15 protein-coding genes are annotated in these 14,614 nt (G+C 65.2%); 9 read left to right on the top strand and 6 right to left on the bottom strand.

What is annotated here, in order from left to right; all coding sequences use genetic code 11:
• Positions 1-137 precede the first annotated feature (137 nt).
• Positions 138-1,043 (top strand): DUF6685 family protein, encoded by a 906-nt coding sequence (locus A9179_RS08925; RefSeq protein WP_187805465.1) that lies wholly within the window; start codon positions 138-140, stop codon positions 1,041-1,043.
• Between the two features lie 52 nt (positions 1,044-1,095).
• Here the strand turns inward: A9179_RS08925 and A9179_RS08920 are convergent, their stop codons facing one another.
• The 4 genes from A9179_RS08920 to A9179_RS08905 all read right to left on the bottom strand — a co-directional run bounded on the left by A9179_RS08920 (position 1,096) and on the right by A9179_RS08905 (position 4,867).
• Entirely contained in the window at positions 1,096-1,437 is a 342-nt protein-coding gene (locus A9179_RS08920; RefSeq protein WP_187805464.1) for a ribonuclease E inhibitor RraB, read from the bottom strand.
• A gap of 289 nt (positions 1,438-1,726) precedes the next feature.
• The gene (locus tag A9179_RS08915) at positions 1,727-2,488 is read right to left on the bottom strand and encodes an SDR family oxidoreductase (protein ID WP_187805463.1); all 762 of its coding nucleotides are present in this window, start codon (positions 2,486-2,488) and stop codon (positions 1,727-1,729) included.
• Entirely contained in the window at positions 2,485-3,411 is a 927-nt protein-coding gene (locus A9179_RS08910; protein WP_187805462.1) for an alpha/beta hydrolase, read from the bottom strand. Before A9179_RS08910 ends, A9179_RS08915 begins: the two co-directional genes overlap by 4 nt.
• Entirely contained in the window at positions 3,395-4,867 is a 1,473-nt protein-coding gene (locus A9179_RS08905) for a flavin-containing monooxygenase (RefSeq protein WP_187805461.1), read from the bottom strand. Before A9179_RS08905 ends, A9179_RS08910 begins: the two co-directional genes overlap by 17 nt.
• Before the next feature lie 217 nt (positions 4,868-5,084).
• Here A9179_RS08905 and A9179_RS08900 point away from each other — a divergent pair, with 217 nt between their 5' ends.
• The 4 genes from A9179_RS08900 to A9179_RS08885 all read left to right on the top strand — a co-directional run bounded on the left by A9179_RS08900 (position 5,085) and on the right by A9179_RS08885 (position 8,397).
• On the top strand, positions 5,085-5,474 hold the full coding sequence (locus tag A9179_RS08900) for a DUF3302 domain-containing protein (protein WP_187805460.1): 390 nt from the start codon (positions 5,085-5,087) through the stop codon (positions 5,472-5,474).
• Between the two features lie 3 nt (positions 5,475-5,477).
• A complete protein-coding gene (locus A9179_RS08895) occupies positions 5,478-6,437 on the top strand; it encodes an HlyD family secretion protein (protein WP_187805459.1) in 960 nt (319 codons plus the stop codon).
• Between the two features lie 15 nt (positions 6,438-6,452).
• Entirely contained in the window at positions 6,453-7,256 is an 804-nt protein-coding gene (gene ppk2, locus A9179_RS08890) for a polyphosphate kinase 2 (protein ID WP_187805458.1), read from the top strand.
• Positions 7,257-7,380: 124 nt separating this feature from the next.
• Positions 7,381-8,397 (top strand): AraC family transcriptional regulator, encoded by a 1,017-nt coding sequence (locus tag A9179_RS08885; RefSeq protein ID WP_187805457.1) that lies wholly within the window; start codon positions 7,381-7,383, stop codon positions 8,395-8,397.
• Positions 8,398-8,409: 12 nt separating this feature from the next.
• Here A9179_RS08885 and A9179_RS08880 read toward each other — a convergent pair whose 3' ends face one another.
• Positions 8,410-10,488, bottom strand: a complete 2,079-nt coding sequence (locus A9179_RS08880; RefSeq protein WP_394354755.1) for an LTA synthase family protein — start codon at positions 10,486-10,488, stop codon at positions 8,410-8,412.
• 297 nt (positions 10,489-10,785) lie between these two features.
• On the opposite strand from A9179_RS08880, the gene A9179_RS08875 reads away from it, so the two are divergent.
• The 4 genes from A9179_RS08875 (at position 10,786) to A9179_RS08865 (ending at position 13,708) form a co-directional block, all read left to right on the top strand.
• On the top strand, positions 10,786-11,565 hold the full coding sequence (locus A9179_RS08875; protein WP_187805455.1) for a class I SAM-dependent methyltransferase: 780 nt from the start codon (positions 10,786-10,788) through the stop codon (positions 11,563-11,565).
• A 39-nt stretch (positions 11,566-11,604) separates the two neighbouring features.
• On the top strand, positions 11,605-12,000 hold the full coding sequence (locus A9179_RS08870) for a VOC family protein (protein ID WP_316851821.1): 396 nt from the start codon (positions 11,605-11,607) through the stop codon (positions 11,998-12,000).
• A gap of 262 nt (positions 12,001-12,262) precedes the next feature.
• On the top strand, positions 12,263-12,394 hold the full coding sequence (locus tag A9179_RS22955) for a hypothetical protein (RefSeq protein WP_262410557.1): 132 nt from the start codon (positions 12,263-12,265) through the stop codon (positions 12,392-12,394).
• A 24-nt stretch (positions 12,395-12,418) separates the two neighbouring features.
• Positions 12,419-13,708, top strand: a complete 1,290-nt coding sequence (locus A9179_RS08865; RefSeq protein WP_187805454.1) for a methyl-accepting chemotaxis protein — start codon at positions 12,419-12,421, stop codon at positions 13,706-13,708.
• 63 nt (positions 13,709-13,771) lie between these two features.
• On the opposite strand, the gene A9179_RS08860 is transcribed toward A9179_RS08865, so the two are convergent.
• On the bottom strand, positions 13,772-14,587 hold the full coding sequence (locus tag A9179_RS08860; protein WP_187805453.1) for a substrate-binding periplasmic protein: 816 nt from the start codon (positions 14,585-14,587) through the stop codon (positions 13,772-13,774).
• Positions 14,588-14,614: the final 27 nt, after the last annotated feature.

Genomic DNA, 14,614 nt, shown 5'->3' with positions numbered 1-14,614 from the left:
GAAATGATCGGCATTATTTTGCCACAGCAGCGGCAGCTTCCGGAGCCCGCAAAGCACGGGCGAGAGCGTATCGGTAGTGCGCACCGGCAACAGCTCTGCCAAACTGGCACCCAAGTCCCAGGAGTGCTCAGCGGGTCATGAGTTTGTCCGAATCCAACACCAGCCTGGCCTCACGCCTGTCCGCCCTGGCCCAGCGCCTCGGCCTGGGCGGTCGTTCGCCGCGCCTGGTGTTCGAGCGGGCCCGCAGTCTGCGCCTGCCGTTCAAGGCCCTGCCGATCCCGCCGCAGAGCATCTGGTGGCAGGCCGGCCCGCCCCTGCAGCGCCTGGTCGACCTGCCGCGCGACGCGCTCTCCGGCCCGGTGCAGGAAGACAAGGCCGAAGCCCGCGCCGTACTGATGCGCGTGGTGAGCCTGGAACAGCAGCAGCTGCATGATTTCGACCTGCGCGAGATCGACGGCCTGTGCGGCACGCCGCTGGCCGATGGCCAGGCCTTCGCCAGCCTGGAGGCCTTCGCTGCCACCCAGCCCTGCCGCAACGTGCGCATCATCAGCTACAAGGACTTTCTCAAGACCATCAGCATGGCCATGCCACGCTTCCTGGCCGCCGAGGCGGTGGAGCTGCGCCAGGCCAGCTGGTATGGCCGGCGCCTGTACTGGGCCAGCGAGCAGCACGGCGAGGCCTTCGCCAGCGCCATCGTCTATGCCCGCCTGCGCGGCCTGGAAGTCACCCTGCCGGCCCAGATCAGCCGCTACCGCCTGAACAGCCAGGGCCTGGCCGAACTCAAGCGCCAGTACCACGTGCTGGCCATGCCGGTGCAGGCTTGGAGCGACCCCGCGTTCATGGGCCTGCTGCTGGACAACGGCCTGCCCTACTCGCGCCTGTCGCTGCTGCGCGACAATGGCGCACCGGAATTCATCCTCCTGCCCAGGGAGTCGGCGGAAGCCAATGCCCTCGGCGAGGGCCTGCGCCTGGCTGGCGCCCCCGATGTGGTGGATTATCTGGAACAGCTGGAGCGCCGCAGCGCCACAGCACCGCAGGCATAACGCAGAACCGCCGGGCAACGGCGGCTGGCCGCAAGGGCCAGCCGGCCCGCTTTCAACTTCCAGGCAGACGTACTTCCTGGGTCACTCCCCAGCCGTCCAGCACACCACCAAGCGGTGCGACGAGCGACTCCATGTCCTGCTCGAAATCACCGATACCGGCATAGGTGGCATACATCACCTTGCTCACTTGCAGATGCCAGGCACCGTCATCACGCAGACTGACCTGGGCATTCAGCGATTCACCACGGAACTGTCTGGCGGCCTGCCGGGCCCGCTCCTCGTCGGGAAAGATCACGTAGAACTCGATGGGATGGACACGGGCGAAATCGAAACCGCCCTCTTTCATGCGGCGCAGAACATGACTGCTGGCATCATCTTGGAAGGCTGTGCTCATAAACGACCTCCTCGCAGGCGATGGATAAACCGCTGCTGCCCAACGGCTGGCAGCCTGAGGCGCCTGACGGCACCTGGAGAACGCCGGGCCAAGGTATGCCCGACCGGCACAGTACCGGGCGCATGCGCCACGGCAGACGGCGGGTTGCGCAGGGAGCGAACCGAAACCGTCTTTTGCAGGGTAGCGGTTGCCACGTCGCTCTGCCGACCGGAAAGACCACCGGCAGAAGGCCTGGCGACGGGCGGCGGCAGTGGAAATCTGGCGCCGGGCGGCCGGCACCATGGCAGCCCTACTCCCGGCTGACCCAGGCCATCAGCCCGCGATTGAGCGCCGGCGGCGACAGCTGCCCGGCCCAGTACATCAGGCGGAACAGCCAGTGGATCGGCCGATGCACCTGCGAGCGTTGCGCCTGCTGCCAGACCGCCTCGGCGATGTCCTCGGCGCGCAGATGCACGCCCAGCCGGCGCAAGGCCGGTGGTGTGAAGCGCTGGCTCTCGACCATCGGCGTGCGCACGAAGGGCGGCATCAGGTCGCCAACGCGAATGCCGTGCGGCCGCCACTCCAGCTCCAGGGCCTCGGTCAGACCCCGCACGGCGAACTTGGATGCCGAATAACTGGCCATATGTGGCGTGCCGTACAGCCCGGATGCCGAGCCCATGTTGATCACCTGCGCCTCTGGCGTGCCACGCAGGTAGGGGAAGGCCGCATGGCTGACCTGCAGCAGGCCGAGCACGTTGATGCGCAGGATCTGTGCATGCTCCTCAACGCTGATCTCGGCAAAATGACCGAAGCGCAGGATACCGGCACAGTTGAACAGCAGGCGCAGCTGGCCGCCATGCAGGGCACAGAAGTCGGCCAGCGCCTCGCGCACCGCGCCGGCGTCGGTGACATCCAGCTCGGCGTGCCACACCCCGCCCAGTTCGGCGGCCAGCTCGGCCAGTGCGGCGTGGTTGATATCCAGCAGGCCAACCCGCCAGCCCCGCGAATGAAACAGGCGCGCCGTGGCTGCGCCGATACCGGAAGCCGCGCCAGTAATCAGAATGGTATTCATGGGCAACCTCGCTGACGCAGGAAATCGAGCGTCCGCTGCAATGCCAGGTCGGCAATATCCAGTAGACCACAGTTGATCTGGAACACATGCCACTGGCGCGGGTAGCACTCCAGCTGCAGGTCGATTCCAGCCTGCTCCTGCAGCAGCAGGCTCTGCGGCAACAGCCGTTCGTCCTCGCCGACCTGCACCAGCAGGGGCGGCAAGCCACGCAGATCGGCATACAGCGGCGACAGCGCCGCAGCCCGCCGCTCCACACCGGGCGGGCAATAGGCATCCACGCCCTGCCCCAGCCAGGCCGGCTGCAACAGCGGATCGCCCGCCGGCGGCTCGGGCAGGTTGGCCCCAGTGACATCGGTGACCGGCGAGAAACACACCAGTGCCGCCGGTTGCGGCAACCCCAGCTCGCGCAGGCGCAGGGCCGCCGTCAGGGTCAGGTTACCGCCTGCCGAGTCGCCAGCGATGACGATGCGCTCGGCGGCTTGCCCCTGCGCCAGCAGCGCCCGGTAAGCCGCCAGCACATCGTCCGGCGCCGCCGGGTACGGATGCTCCGGCGCCAGGCGGTAATCCAGCGCACACACGCGCAGCTGGCCGTGACGCGCCAGGTAGCTGGTGATGCTGCGGTGGGTCTGCGGCGAGCCGACCATGAAGGCGCCGCCGTGCAGATAGAGCAACACCCAGCCGTTGTCTGTCGGTGGGCTCAGCCATTCGCAGGCCACCCCGCCGATGTGCCCGGGCTCGATACGCACCTTGCGCGCCACCGGAGCAATGCGCGTGGCCAGGTGCAGCAAGCGGCGCTGGGTAGCCGGCAAGACGCCAGGGCGAAAGCCGCTGCGAAACAGCAGCCAGGTGCTGCCACGCAGCAAGGCCGAAAGCAGGCGCTGGGCCATGCCCGGTGGACGCGGCAACTCAACGGACAAGGTCATAGTCGCTCCAGTCTGGCCGGCGCGTGTGCAGGCGATAGCTGAAGGTGAACCCCGACCAGTTGTTGGTGTGCTTGCCGGCGGCATTCTTGTACCAGCTGTTGCAGCCCTGCTCCCACACCGAATGCTCGATGGCGTGTTGCAGGCGCTGGTTCCAGGCCTGCTGCACCGGCGCCCGCACGTCGAGGTAGCGCACGCCCTGCTCCAGCTGCTGCAGGCAGTTCAACACGTAGGGGAACTGGCTCTCCAGCATGTAGATGATCGAGTTGTGTCCCAGGTTGGTGTTCGGCCCGTAAAGAATGAACAGGTTGGGGAAGCCATTGACGCTGATGCCCTTGTAGGCCTCGGCGCCCTCTTGCCAGGCCTCGTTCAGCTCACGCCCGCCGAGGCCATGGATGCGCATCGGCACGAGAAAGTCGCTGGCGGCAAAGCCGGTGCCGTAGATCAGCACATCCACCTCGCGCTCGCGGCCATCGGCGGTGATCACCCCACGCTCGCTGACTTCGCGGATGGCCTCGCCCACCACCTCGGTCTGCGGCTGCACTAGCGCCGGGTAGTAGTCATTGCTGATCAGGATGCGCTTGCAGCCCATCGGGTAGTCCGGGGTCAGCCGGGCGCGCAGCGCCGGGTCGGCCACCTGGCTTTGCAGCTGGCGCAGGAAGCTGGCGCGCATCAGTTTCATCACCCACGGCAGGACGAAGAAGGCCAGCCCGCGGACTTCGTGATAGAGGTACTGCAGGCCGCGATCAAGCTTCTGCGCCCAGGGCAGGCGCTGCATCAGTGCCAGCTCGAAGCGGCTGTAGGCGCGATCCGGCTTGGGCAGCACATAGGCGGCGGAGCGCTGGAACAGATGCAGTTTCGCTACCTTGGGCACGATCTGCGGAACGAACTGGATGGCACTGGCGCCGGTGCCGATCACCGCCACGCGCTTGCCGCTGAGGTCGATGTCATGCCGCCAGCGCGCCGAATGGAAACTCTCCCCGGCGAAGCGTTCCAGGCCTGCAATCTTCGGATAGAGCGGGCGGTTGAGCTGGCCGCAGGCGCTGACCAGCGCGCGAGCGCTGAAACATGCACCAGCGGTGGTGGTTACCTGCCACAGCGCCGTCTGCTCATCGAAGCGGGCTTCCGCCACCTCGCTGTTGCAGCGGATATGCGCCTGCAGCCGGTGGTTGGCCACGCACTGCCGCACATAGGCGAAGATCTCTGCCTGTGGGGCATAGCGCCGGCTCCAGTCGGTCTTCGGCTCGAAGGAAAACGAGTACAGGTGCGAGGGCACATCGCAGGCCGCTCCCGGGTAAGTGTTGTCGCGCCAGGTGCCGCCGGGCTCGCTGCCCTTTTCGAGGATCAGGAAATCCTCCACGCCCTGCCGACGCAGGCGCATGGCCAGGCCCAGGCCGGCAAAGCCGGAGCCGATAATCAGCACGCGCAAGGGTGCCTGTTCGGGAGTCTTGTTATGCATTGTGGTCTCCGTGAACCGCCAGTATTGCGGATGCACGGATGCTAATCACTCTGCCCGAACGGGTTTATGGCATAGGCGGCCAATTAATTGTGACTTTCGGACAGAAGCGCTTTTCCCGCCCATTGGCATTCGCGCCAAATGCCTTGCCGGGACGCAATGGCAGCCTTCCCAACCCTTTGCTAGCCTGCTCTGGGGGAGAACTAACAAGGGGGCTGGAATGCTGGACTATGTCGCTCTGGGGATTCTGATTTTCGTTGGTGTTGTGCTGTTCTACGGAGTGATCGCGATCCACGACATTCCTTACGAGATCGCCGTACACCGCAATCATCCGCAACAGGATGCAATTCATGTTGCAGGCTGGGTCAGCCTGTTCACCCTGCATGCCATCTGGCCCTTCCTGTGGATCTGGGCAACCCTTTACCGGGAAGATCGCGGCTGGGGCTTCGCCAGTCCTCCGCCAGCGCCGGTGGACGATCCGCGGCTACGGGCACTGGAGCAACAGCTCGGCGAACTGCGCGAACTGCTGGCCGCCCAGGCTCCGCCCGCCTCGCCGGTGACGCCGGAAGCGGCGCCGGTAGTAACCGAAACACCGCGGCAGGAGGGCTGAGCCATGGATCTGTTGCTCGTCCTTACCTACACCGCCATCTGCGTCGCCATCTTCAAGATCTTCAAGATTCCGCTGAACAAATGGACGGTGCCCACTGCCGTGCTCGGTGGCGTGGTGATCATCGGCGCGCTGATCTTCACCATGAACTACAACCACCCCTATTCCGAGGTGTCGCGCAGCTACTTCGTCAGCACACCGATAGTGCCGGCAGTCAGCGGCATGGTGATCGAGGTGCCGGTGGAGGGTAACCGGATCCTGGAAAAAGGTGACGTGCTGTTCCGCATGGATCCGACGCCCTACGAAAGCCGGGTCAAGTCGCTCAAGGCCCAGCTGGTCTCGGCCAGGGCCGATCAGATCCGCGCCACCGAACTGGCGCGGCGCAATGTCGGCAATCGCCGCGACGTCGACCTGACCACCGCGCGCGTGGAAGACCTGCAAGCGCAGATCATCGGCGCCCAATACGACCTCGACAGCACCGTGGTGCGCGCGCCCTCCAAGGGCTACGTGACCCAGGTCTCGCTGCGCCCTGGCATTCGCGCGGTGAAGATGCCGTTGCGCCCGGCGATGGTTTTCGTGCCTCTCGAGGAGCACAACTACGTGGCCTGGATGCGCCAGAACAGCCAGCTGCGCCTGACCCTGGGCGACGAAGCGGAGATCGCCTTCGATGGCATCCCCGGCGAGGTGTTCCAGGCCAAGGTGAAGATGGTCATGCCAGTGATCGCCGAGGGCCAGGTACAGCCCAGTGGCAGCCTGATCGGCTTCACCGGCTCGCCACCGGCTGGACGGGTACCGGTGGTGCTGGAAGTGACAGACCCCAGGTTCGACCAGTACCGCGAACTCATGCCAGGCGGCGCCTATGGCCAGGCGGCGCTCTACTCCAAACATTTCCACCATGTGGCAATCATGCGCAAGATCCTTCTGCGCATGGCCTCCTGGATGAACTACTTCTTCCCCTTCCACTGAGTACGGAGACTCCACATGGCCAAGAAAAAGGCTCAGGACGGCGAGCGACTCAGTCGCAAGGTCTATGACAAGGAACTGGAACGACTGCACATCGAGCTGGTCAAGCTCCAGCAGTGGGTGGTGGCCAAGAACCTGAAGGTCTGCATTGTCTTCGAAGGTCGTGATGGCGCCGGCAAGGGCGGCACCATCAAGGCCATCACCGAACGGGTGAGCCCGCGGGTATTCCGCGTAGTCGCGCTACCGGCACCGACCGAGCGAGAGAAGACCCAGATGTATGCCCAGCGCTACATCCAGCACATGCCGGCGGCCGGCGAAGTGGTGATCTTCGACCGCAGCTGGTACAACCGCGCCGGGGTCGAACGGGTCATGGGCTTCTGCACCGAGGAACAGACCCACAAGTTCCTCACCGTGGTGCCGTTGTTCGAGAAGATGCTGGTCGAGTCCGGCATCATCCTCATCAAGTACTGGCTGGAAGTCAGCCCCGAGGAGCAGCACCGCCGCCTGCAGGAGCGCATCAAGGACGGGCGCAAGATCTGGAAGCTGTCGCCCATGGACATCAAGTCGTTCAACCGCTGGGACGACTACACCCGCGCCCGCGACGACATGTTCGCTGCCTCCGACTCCTCCTGGGCGCCCTGGTACATGGCGCACTCCGAGGACAAGCGGCGGGTTCGCCTGAACATCATCAGCCACCTGCTCGAGCAGGTGCCTTATGAAGACCTCACCCAGGAACAGCAGATCGAGCTGCCCAAGCGCGGCCGCATCGGTCGCTACAAGTCCCCACACTACCCCTTCCGGATCATCGAAGAACGCTTCTGACCCACCTCGCCTGACGCCCGTCAGGCGTTCTGCGCGGCGCATGCCGCCCCTGATCGGCCCGCTGGCGCGGGCCAAGCTTTATGGCATAGTCAGCCTCCAGATTGTGACTTGTGGCCAAGCCTCCATGCCCCGCGACACTCCCCTGTCGGTACGACGCAGCGCCATCAGCGTGCAATTGCTGACCCAGTTCGGCCTCGACCAGGGCCTGGCACTGGACGACTGCCTGGCCGCCACCGGGCTGAGCTGGCAGGTGCTCGGCGAGCCAGGGGCCGAAGTCGATGCCAGCCAGGAGCTGCAACTGGTGCGCAATCTGGTTGGCCGCCTCGGCCAGCAACCCGGCCTTGGCCTGCTCGCCGGCCGGCGCTACCAGCTCAATACCTATGGCATCTGGAGCTTCGCCCTGCTCAGCAGCCCAACCGCGCGCGCTGCCGCGCAGCTCGGCCTGCGCTACCTCGACCTGACCTATGCCTTCCACGGCATGCGGCTGGAGGAGTACGACGGCGAAATCCACCTGCTGTTCGACGATCAGGACATCCCCGAAGATCTGCGCGCCTTTCTGCTGGAGCGCGATCTCGGCGGCATGCTCTGTATCCAGCGTGCCCTGGTCGATCGACCGCAGATACTCAAGCGCCTCGACCTGCGCCTGGCCGAGCCGACCGACACCCGCCTCTATGTTCAGGAGATCGGCCTGCTGCCGCGCTTCGCCCAGGCCGACAACCGCCTGGTGATCGACAGTCAGGTATTCGACTTGCCGCTGCCCGGTGCCAACCCACAGGTGGTCGCCCAATGCGAGGAGCAATGCCAGCGCCTGCTGGACAAGCGCCGCCAGCGCCTTGGCCTGGCCGGACAGATCCGCAGCCTGCTGCTGGGCCGCCCGGGGAGCCTGCCGGATATGGAACAGGTGGCGGACAGCCTGCACATGAGTTCGCGCACCCTGCGCCGGCGCCTGGAGGAAGAAGGCAGCAACTTCCGCCAGCTGCTCGAGGAGGTGCGCCAGGCCCTGGCCGAGGAACTGCTCGCCACCGGCGGGCTGACCCTGGAGGAAATCGCCGAGCGCCTGGGCTACGGCGAGGTGTCCAACTTCATCCATGCCTTCAAGCGCTGGAAAGGCCTGCCACCCCGCCAGTTCCAGCGCCGCTGAAGGCTCCCCGCATCAGGGCTGGGTGGCAACCCCGCGGGCACTGGACGCGTGCTCGGCAACCCCGGCGGTGTTCTGCAGCAGGCTCTGGGTAGCAGTCTGCAGGAAGGCTTCCAGGCGCTTGTGCAGCAGCGGCTGGGCCGGATCGTTGGCCACCACCTCGACCTTGGCACCAGCGCCGAGCTGGTAGTGATAGAGCTTGGCCGGCAGGCCCTTGGGCTGCACCAGGATCTTGTCGCCATTGACCACCGCCACCGTCTGGTCGCTGCCCGACGGTTTGATCACGCCGATACCCTGGTCGCCCTCGGGCAGGCTGAGCAGGTCGCGGCCCCAGCACTGGTGACGCACGTCGCCACCCAGGCGGCCCATGATGGTCGGCACCACGTCGATCTGCGTACCCACCGTATCGCGGCGCGTACCGAACTTGTCCTGCAGGCCCGGGGCGATCAGCAGCAGCGGCACGTTGAAACGGAACAGATCCATCTCGGTGAGCTGCTCGGGGCTGCCGAAACCATGGTCGCCGACCACTACGAACAGGGTGTTGTTGTAGTACGGCTCCTTCTTGGCCTTCTCGAAGAACTGCCCGAGCGCCCAGTCGGCGTAGCGCATGGCGGTGAGGTGTTCGTTGTAGGAACCCTGGTCGGTCACCGGCGCTACCGGCAGGTCTTTCGGCAAGGCGTAGGGCGTATGGTTGGACAGGGTCTGCAGCAGGGCATAGAACGGCTTGTTCGGGTCAAGCTTGGCCAGTTCGGCGGCGCCACGGTCGAACATGTCCTGGTCGGACACACCCCAGGTCGGGTCGATGAACACCGGGTCGACGAAATCCTCGCGGCCAATGAAACGGCGCATGCCCTGGTTGCTGAAGAAGCCGGACTGGTTATCCCACTGGAAGTTGCCGTTGTAGACGTACAGGTCGTCGTAACCGCGGGCACTGAGCAGTTGCGGCAGGCCGGAGAACTGATGGCCGCCCTCGGGGGTACGCATCAGGTATTCGAAGCCCGGCAGGTTGGGGAAGCACGCCATGGTGGCGAACATGCCCTGGTGGGTGTGGGTACCGTTGGAGAAGAAGCGGGTGAACAGCAGCCCCTCCTGGCTCAGGCGGTCGAAGTTCGGGGTAATCCCGGCGTCGCTGCCAAGGGCGCCGACCCAGCGTGCGGCAAAGCTTTCCATCAGGATCACCACCACGTTGCGCGCCGGCAGGGTAGCGGCCTGCGGTGACACGAAGTCGCGACGGATTGCGGCGCTGTCGGCGTCCACCAGGCGATCATGCTCGCCGAGCAGCATCTGACGCACCACCTGCAACGCCTCGGCCGGCGGCAGGCTGGCCTTCCAGGTGTTGTCGCGGTGGCTGGAGAAACTGTTGCGGGCCGCTTCGATCAGGCTCAGGGTGCCGTTCAGGCCCAAGTGGTTGGCGAACATCGAGTCGGTGGTGAAGGCATCGCCCCAGCGCAGGGGCGGCCCCTGCTTGAGGGTGCCGCGAGCACCGAGCACCGCCAGCAGCAGGCAGAGGAAGAACACCACCAGACGGCCATACCAGGCCAGCGGCCGAATGGCCTGGCGCGTACGGGTCGTCCGCTCGATCCACAGGAACAACAACGCCAGCGCGGCAGTGCCCAGGGCCCAGGCCAGCAGGTAGCGCAGCACCGGGAAGCCATACCAGACCATGCTCAGCACGGTGCCCAGGTCTTCTTCCAGATACTGGAACACCAGGCTGTTCAGGCGCTGATGGAACTCGCGGTAGAAATCCAGCTCGGCCACCCCGAGAAACAGGGTCAGGCTGGCGAACAGGGTCAGCCAGGCCACCTGCACACGTCGCGCCGCCATCGTGCGCAGACTCAGCAGTGCCAGCAGCAGCGGCGCGCAGGCGTAGACCACCAGGCGCAGGTCGAAGCGCAGGCCATTGGCGAACGCCTCGAGCAACTGGCTAACCGGCGTATTGCCGATCTGCTCATGGTTGTAGGCCAGCAGCGCCAGGCGCAGCAGCGAATACATCAGCAACAGCGCCAGGGCACTGCCGAAAGTAAAGGCCAGGTGGCTGCGGATACTGGGGGAAAGCGGTTGAAGCGTCTTCGACTGCGGCTGGAGGCTATCCACTGGAGACATGCGCTGGTTTCCGATGACAGGCAATATTGAAAGGTCGTGCCTGCTCCGGTGCAAACTGGAACAGACCCCGCTGGGCCGCAGTATCGGCTAATCGCTGTGAAATTTCCGTTGAAATTATGCCGTGCCCAGCCCCCATCACCCCGATCCTGAGCGCTGCACAAACCTGGCAGGTGCGGTATAACTTCGCCGCTCCGAATCAGACCCACCGCAGATCAATAGTTTCCACAGCGGCTATCCTTCAGACCTTGCTCAATCGTCAGACCGCTTAACTTGCGCAGGATGCACTCAATGCTCGACAAAGAAATCGCTCTGCAACTGGTACAGGGCAAATCCTGGCACCACGACTTCGAAATCATTCCAGGCGTTCGTACCCGTGGTTCCTACGACCCCAGCAGCCTGTGGAAGGAGCTGGAGCTGCCGCAGGACATGAGCGGTATCAGCCTGGCCGATGTCGGCGCCTCCAACGGTTTCTTCAGCTTCGAGGCCCACCAGCGCGGCGCACGGGTCGTGGCTTTCGACTTCCGCCACAAGGACAACTCCGGCTTTGGCCTGGCCCAATACATCAACGGCCTGAACGGTATCGAGCATCACCAGACCAATGTGCTCGACATCTCCCATGAGCAGTACGGCAAGTTCGACGTCGTGCTGGCACTGGGTCTGCTCTATCACGTCTCGGATCCCTACCTGGCCCTGGCCAACTGCGCCGGCCTGAGCAACGACCGCCTGTTCCTCGAGTCCTACTGCATCGACAAGCTGCTGCCGGGCAACCTGGCCAGCGAACCGGTGATGCGCTTCATCCCCGATCACACTCGCTTTCCCGAACACGGCCAGGTGAATGCCGACCGCAGCAATTTCTGGGGCTTCACCTCGAAGTGCCTGAAACTCATGCTGGAAGACGTGGGTTTCGCCGTGGAACGGATCAGCGTACGCGGCGAGCGGGTGTTTATCGATGCCCGTCGCGTCGTCAAGAATGACGCCGCCACCCGCCTGCCCATGGCCTACAAGACCGTTCCGGCGACCCCGCGCGGTGCCGAGCCAAACGATCCGCAGGCCTGGAAGATCTTCTAAGCCTGTCCCGTCGACACCCTTCAGCGCTGCAGCTGAAGGGTGCCGGCACGCAATGTACCCACCGCAAACGCCAAGGGGCATGCCATACATCAGCACCACCGCATCAACTACCTGGAACTGCCTGCTAGCAACCTCGAACGCAGCAAGGCCTTCTTCGTCGAGGCCTTCGCCTGGAGCTTCACCGACTACGGCCCGGACTACAGCTGTTTCAACGGTGCCGGCATCGACGGCGGCTTCTACCGCTCGCCCCTGCAAGTCTCCAGCGCCAGCGGCAGTGCGTTGATCGTGCTCTACAGCGAGGATCTGCAAGCCAGCCGGGAACGGGTCATCGCCGCAGGCGGCAGCCTGCTCAAGGACATCTTCAGCTTCCCCGGCGGGCGGCGCTTCCACTTTGCCGACCCGAGCGGCAACGAATTCGCGGTCTGGTCGGAGTAATCCGCAGCCCGAGGCCAATCCCGCCTTTTCTGCAGGCACTTCGGCCACCTCCATGGCCACGAACCCCGCCGCCAGGCGGGTGACCGGCATTTCAGCGGCTGCACCAGCGACTACTCGTCGCCAGACTATCGCCGCCAGCAGTTTGACGGGGTAATCTCCCCTAAAGGCCATCTGCCACTATGCGAGCGCATTCCACTTGGAGCGCGGCCGCCAGGGTAGCTGCACGCCAGTCGTCACTCATAACAAGAACGGAGCCCATCCCATGCAACAGGGGCTGATAGCCACTTCCCTCCCCCCGCTCGAGCAGAGTCGCAACGACCAGTTGCTGAGCCGCATGCTGACCTTCTTCGCCTACTGCGGCCTGACCATCGGCCTGTACAGCGGGATCAAGTGAGGACGCCTGGGCAACGACGCGCTGATGCAGGGCTCCTTCCTGCTGATCATCGGCATGCCGCTGGTGGTGCTGATCCTGCGCAATGCCTGGCTGCCGGTGCGCGGCGTGGGCAACTTCTCGCTGGCGCTGATCAGCAGCTACGCGATGATTCTCATCTACCACCTGGGCGGCCTGCACTCTGCGCACATCTTCTGGCCACTGGTGGTGATCGGCTTTGCCTACCTGCTGCTCGGCGGGCGCAGCGCGGCGTTCTGGGCCTTGCTGCAGCTGCTGTTCGTGTTCTGGCTGATCCGCCTGCAGCGCAGCGGCGCCGTGCTACCCGCCTTCGAGCTGACCCCGCGCGAAGCCATGCTCAACGACTACTCCGGCTACATGCTGCCGGTGATCACCATGTGGCTGGCCCAGTGGTACAGCTCACGGGTACGTCGCCAGGCACTGGAGGATGCCCAGCAGAACCTCGACGAGGCCGAACGCGTGGGCAAGGCCGCCACCGCCGGCAGCCAGCAGCTGGCTAGTCTGCTCGACGAAGTGCGCCACAGCGCCAGCGACCTGCGCCAGCTGGCGCAACAACTGCACAGCACCCAGGACAATATCCGCCAGCGCTGCCAGAGCATCGACGGCGACGTGCAACAGCAGGCCGATGCCATGCTGCAGCTCGACCTGTCCCTGCACCAGGTGCTGGACAGCCTGGCCAGCAGCACCGCGCACATGCAGCAGCTGAGCCAGGACACCCAGCACAGCAGCACCCAGGTCAATCACTGCGCCGAGCGCATGCAGGCGGCCCAGGCCAGCATGCAGGCCATTCAGCAGAGCAACCAGCGCATCGCCGAATCCATGCAGATGATCAGCGCCATCGCCCAGCAGACCAACTTGCTGGCGCTCAACGCGGCCATCGAGGCGGCCCGCGCCGGCCAGCATGGCCGCGGCTTTGCCGTGGTTGCCGACGAGGTGCGCAGCCTGTCGCAGCGCAGCAACCAGACCGCCGACACGGTGCAGAGCGTACTCGGTCAGTCCGAGCAGATCGTCAACACCGGCGCCGAACAGGTGAGCAATGTCGGCGATGCCCTGGGCGAGAACGCCGCGCTCACGGAGAACCTTTCCGGTGCCATCCTCCAGCACAGCCAGGCCCTCGACCAGGCGCACCGGCAACTGGCCCAGGTGCGCGACAACAGCGCTGCCCAGCGCGAGGCCAGCCAGCGGCAGCGCGCCGCCAGTGCCGAACTGCTGAGTGCCCAGGAGTCACTGCTGGCCCTCGGCGAGCGCCTGGATCAGCTTTCCCGGCAACTGCACCAGCGCGTGGCGGAACAGCACTGAGGCCAGTAGAAGACAGTAAAAAGCCCGCTGCTGCGGGCTTTTTACTGTCTATGGGCATTGCGTCTAATGATCCGCGACCGCGTCCGCGCCACCACTCAGGTAGCGCTGCGTCAACTCGCCTTGCAAGCGCTCGCGCTCGCTGGCCAGCGCCTGCCAGAAACGCTCGGCAACCTCCGGGTTACGCTGATAGAACTGATGCGACAGCGGCAGGTACCAGTCATCCTCGAACAACGGCTGCGGCAGCAGCGTCAGTTGCTCGCCCAGCTGCAATCTGTCGATCAGGTGCTGGCCGACATGGCGCTCCAGCACATAGCCATCCAGGCGCCCCCTGGCCACCAGGGCCAGAGCCTTGGCCGGCGTCAGCGACAGCGTGCTCAACACCCCCTGCTCCTTCAGGTGCTGGCGTGCAACATAGCCCGGCGGCGAAGACAGCTGGTAGGTCACCCCGCTGAAATGCTGGCCATCCCAGCGCAGCGCCGAGCCCTTGCGCACGATGATCGGATAGTCGACATGCCACAGCCGGTAGCGCGGATCGACTGCGGCCTGCGGCCCGGCGCCCCCGGGGAAATGCCCCCAGGCTTCGCGCCCGAGCTGCCAGACGGCAACGAAGGCACCATCGCTGCTGCCCTCCTGCAGTTCATGGATGCAGCGCAGCCACGGCTGCCGGTGGGTTTCCACCTGGATCCGCGCCTGAGTGGCAGCACGCTGGATCAGCTCGAGCACCAGGCCCGGCTGCGGCAAGTCGCGATCGGCCTCCAGGGTGTTGATGTACGGCGGCAGCCCGTCCAGCTCATGACACAGACGCAGCACCGGCTCGGCAAAGGCCGGAGCGGCCAGCACGGCAGTCAGGCTGAGCAGGGCAAGGCGCAGGTTAGGCATGGCGGCAACTCATGTCGCATTGCCATC

This window comes from Pseudomonas alcaligenes (genome assembly GCF_014490745.1).
In the GTDB taxonomy this organism is placed as follows: domain Bacteria; phylum Pseudomonadota; class Gammaproteobacteria; order Pseudomonadales; family Pseudomonadaceae; genus Aquipseudomonas; species Aquipseudomonas alcaligenes_C.
Note: the sequence above shows the minus strand (reverse complement) of the source record. Positions and strands in the feature narration are given on the sequence as shown.

What these genes read in the sequence shown, in the direction of transcription:
- A9179_RS08925 (WP_187805465.1), top strand. Translation starts at nt 138, where the DNA reads ATGAGTTTGTCCGAATCCAACACCAGCCTGGCCTCACGCCTGTCCGCC.
- A9179_RS08920 (WP_187805464.1), bottom strand. Translation starts at nt 1,437, where the DNA reads ATGAGCACAGCCTTCCAAGATGATGCCAGCAGTCATGTTCTGCGCCGC.
- A9179_RS08915 (WP_187805463.1), bottom strand. Translation starts at nt 2,488, where the DNA reads ATGAATACCATTCTGATTACTGGCGCGGCTTCCGGTATCGGCGCAGCC.
- A9179_RS08910 (WP_187805462.1), bottom strand. Translation starts at nt 3,411, where the DNA reads ATGACCTTGTCCGTTGAGTTGCCGCGTCCACCGGGCATGGCCCAGCGC.
- A9179_RS08905 (WP_187805461.1), bottom strand. Translation starts at nt 4,867, where the DNA reads ATGCATAACAAGACTCCCGAACAGGCACCCTTGCGCGTGCTGATTATC.
- A9179_RS08900 (WP_187805460.1), top strand. Translation starts at nt 5,085, where the DNA reads ATGCTGGACTATGTCGCTCTGGGGATTCTGATTTTCGTTGGTGTTGTG.
- A9179_RS08895 (WP_187805459.1), top strand. Translation starts at nt 5,478, where the DNA reads ATGGATCTGTTGCTCGTCCTTACCTACACCGCCATCTGCGTCGCCATC.
- ppk2 (WP_187805458.1), top strand. Translation starts at nt 6,453, where the DNA reads ATGGCCAAGAAAAAGGCTCAGGACGGCGAGCGACTCAGTCGCAAGGTC.
- A9179_RS08885 (WP_187805457.1), top strand. Translation starts at nt 7,381, where the DNA reads ATGCCCCGCGACACTCCCCTGTCGGTACGACGCAGCGCCATCAGCGTG.
- A9179_RS08875 (WP_187805455.1), top strand. Translation starts at nt 10,786, where the DNA reads ATGCTCGACAAAGAAATCGCTCTGCAACTGGTACAGGGCAAATCCTGG.
- A9179_RS22955 (WP_262410557.1), top strand. Translation starts at nt 12,263, where the DNA reads ATGCAACAGGGGCTGATAGCCACTTCCCTCCCCCCGCTCGAGCAGAGT.
- A9179_RS08865 (WP_187805454.1), top strand. Translation starts at nt 12,419, where the DNA reads ATGCAGGGCTCCTTCCTGCTGATCATCGGCATGCCGCTGGTGGTGCTG.
- A9179_RS08860 (WP_187805453.1), bottom strand. Translation starts at nt 14,587, where the DNA reads ATGCCTAACCTGCGCCTTGCCCTGCTCAGCCTGACTGCCGTGCTGGCC.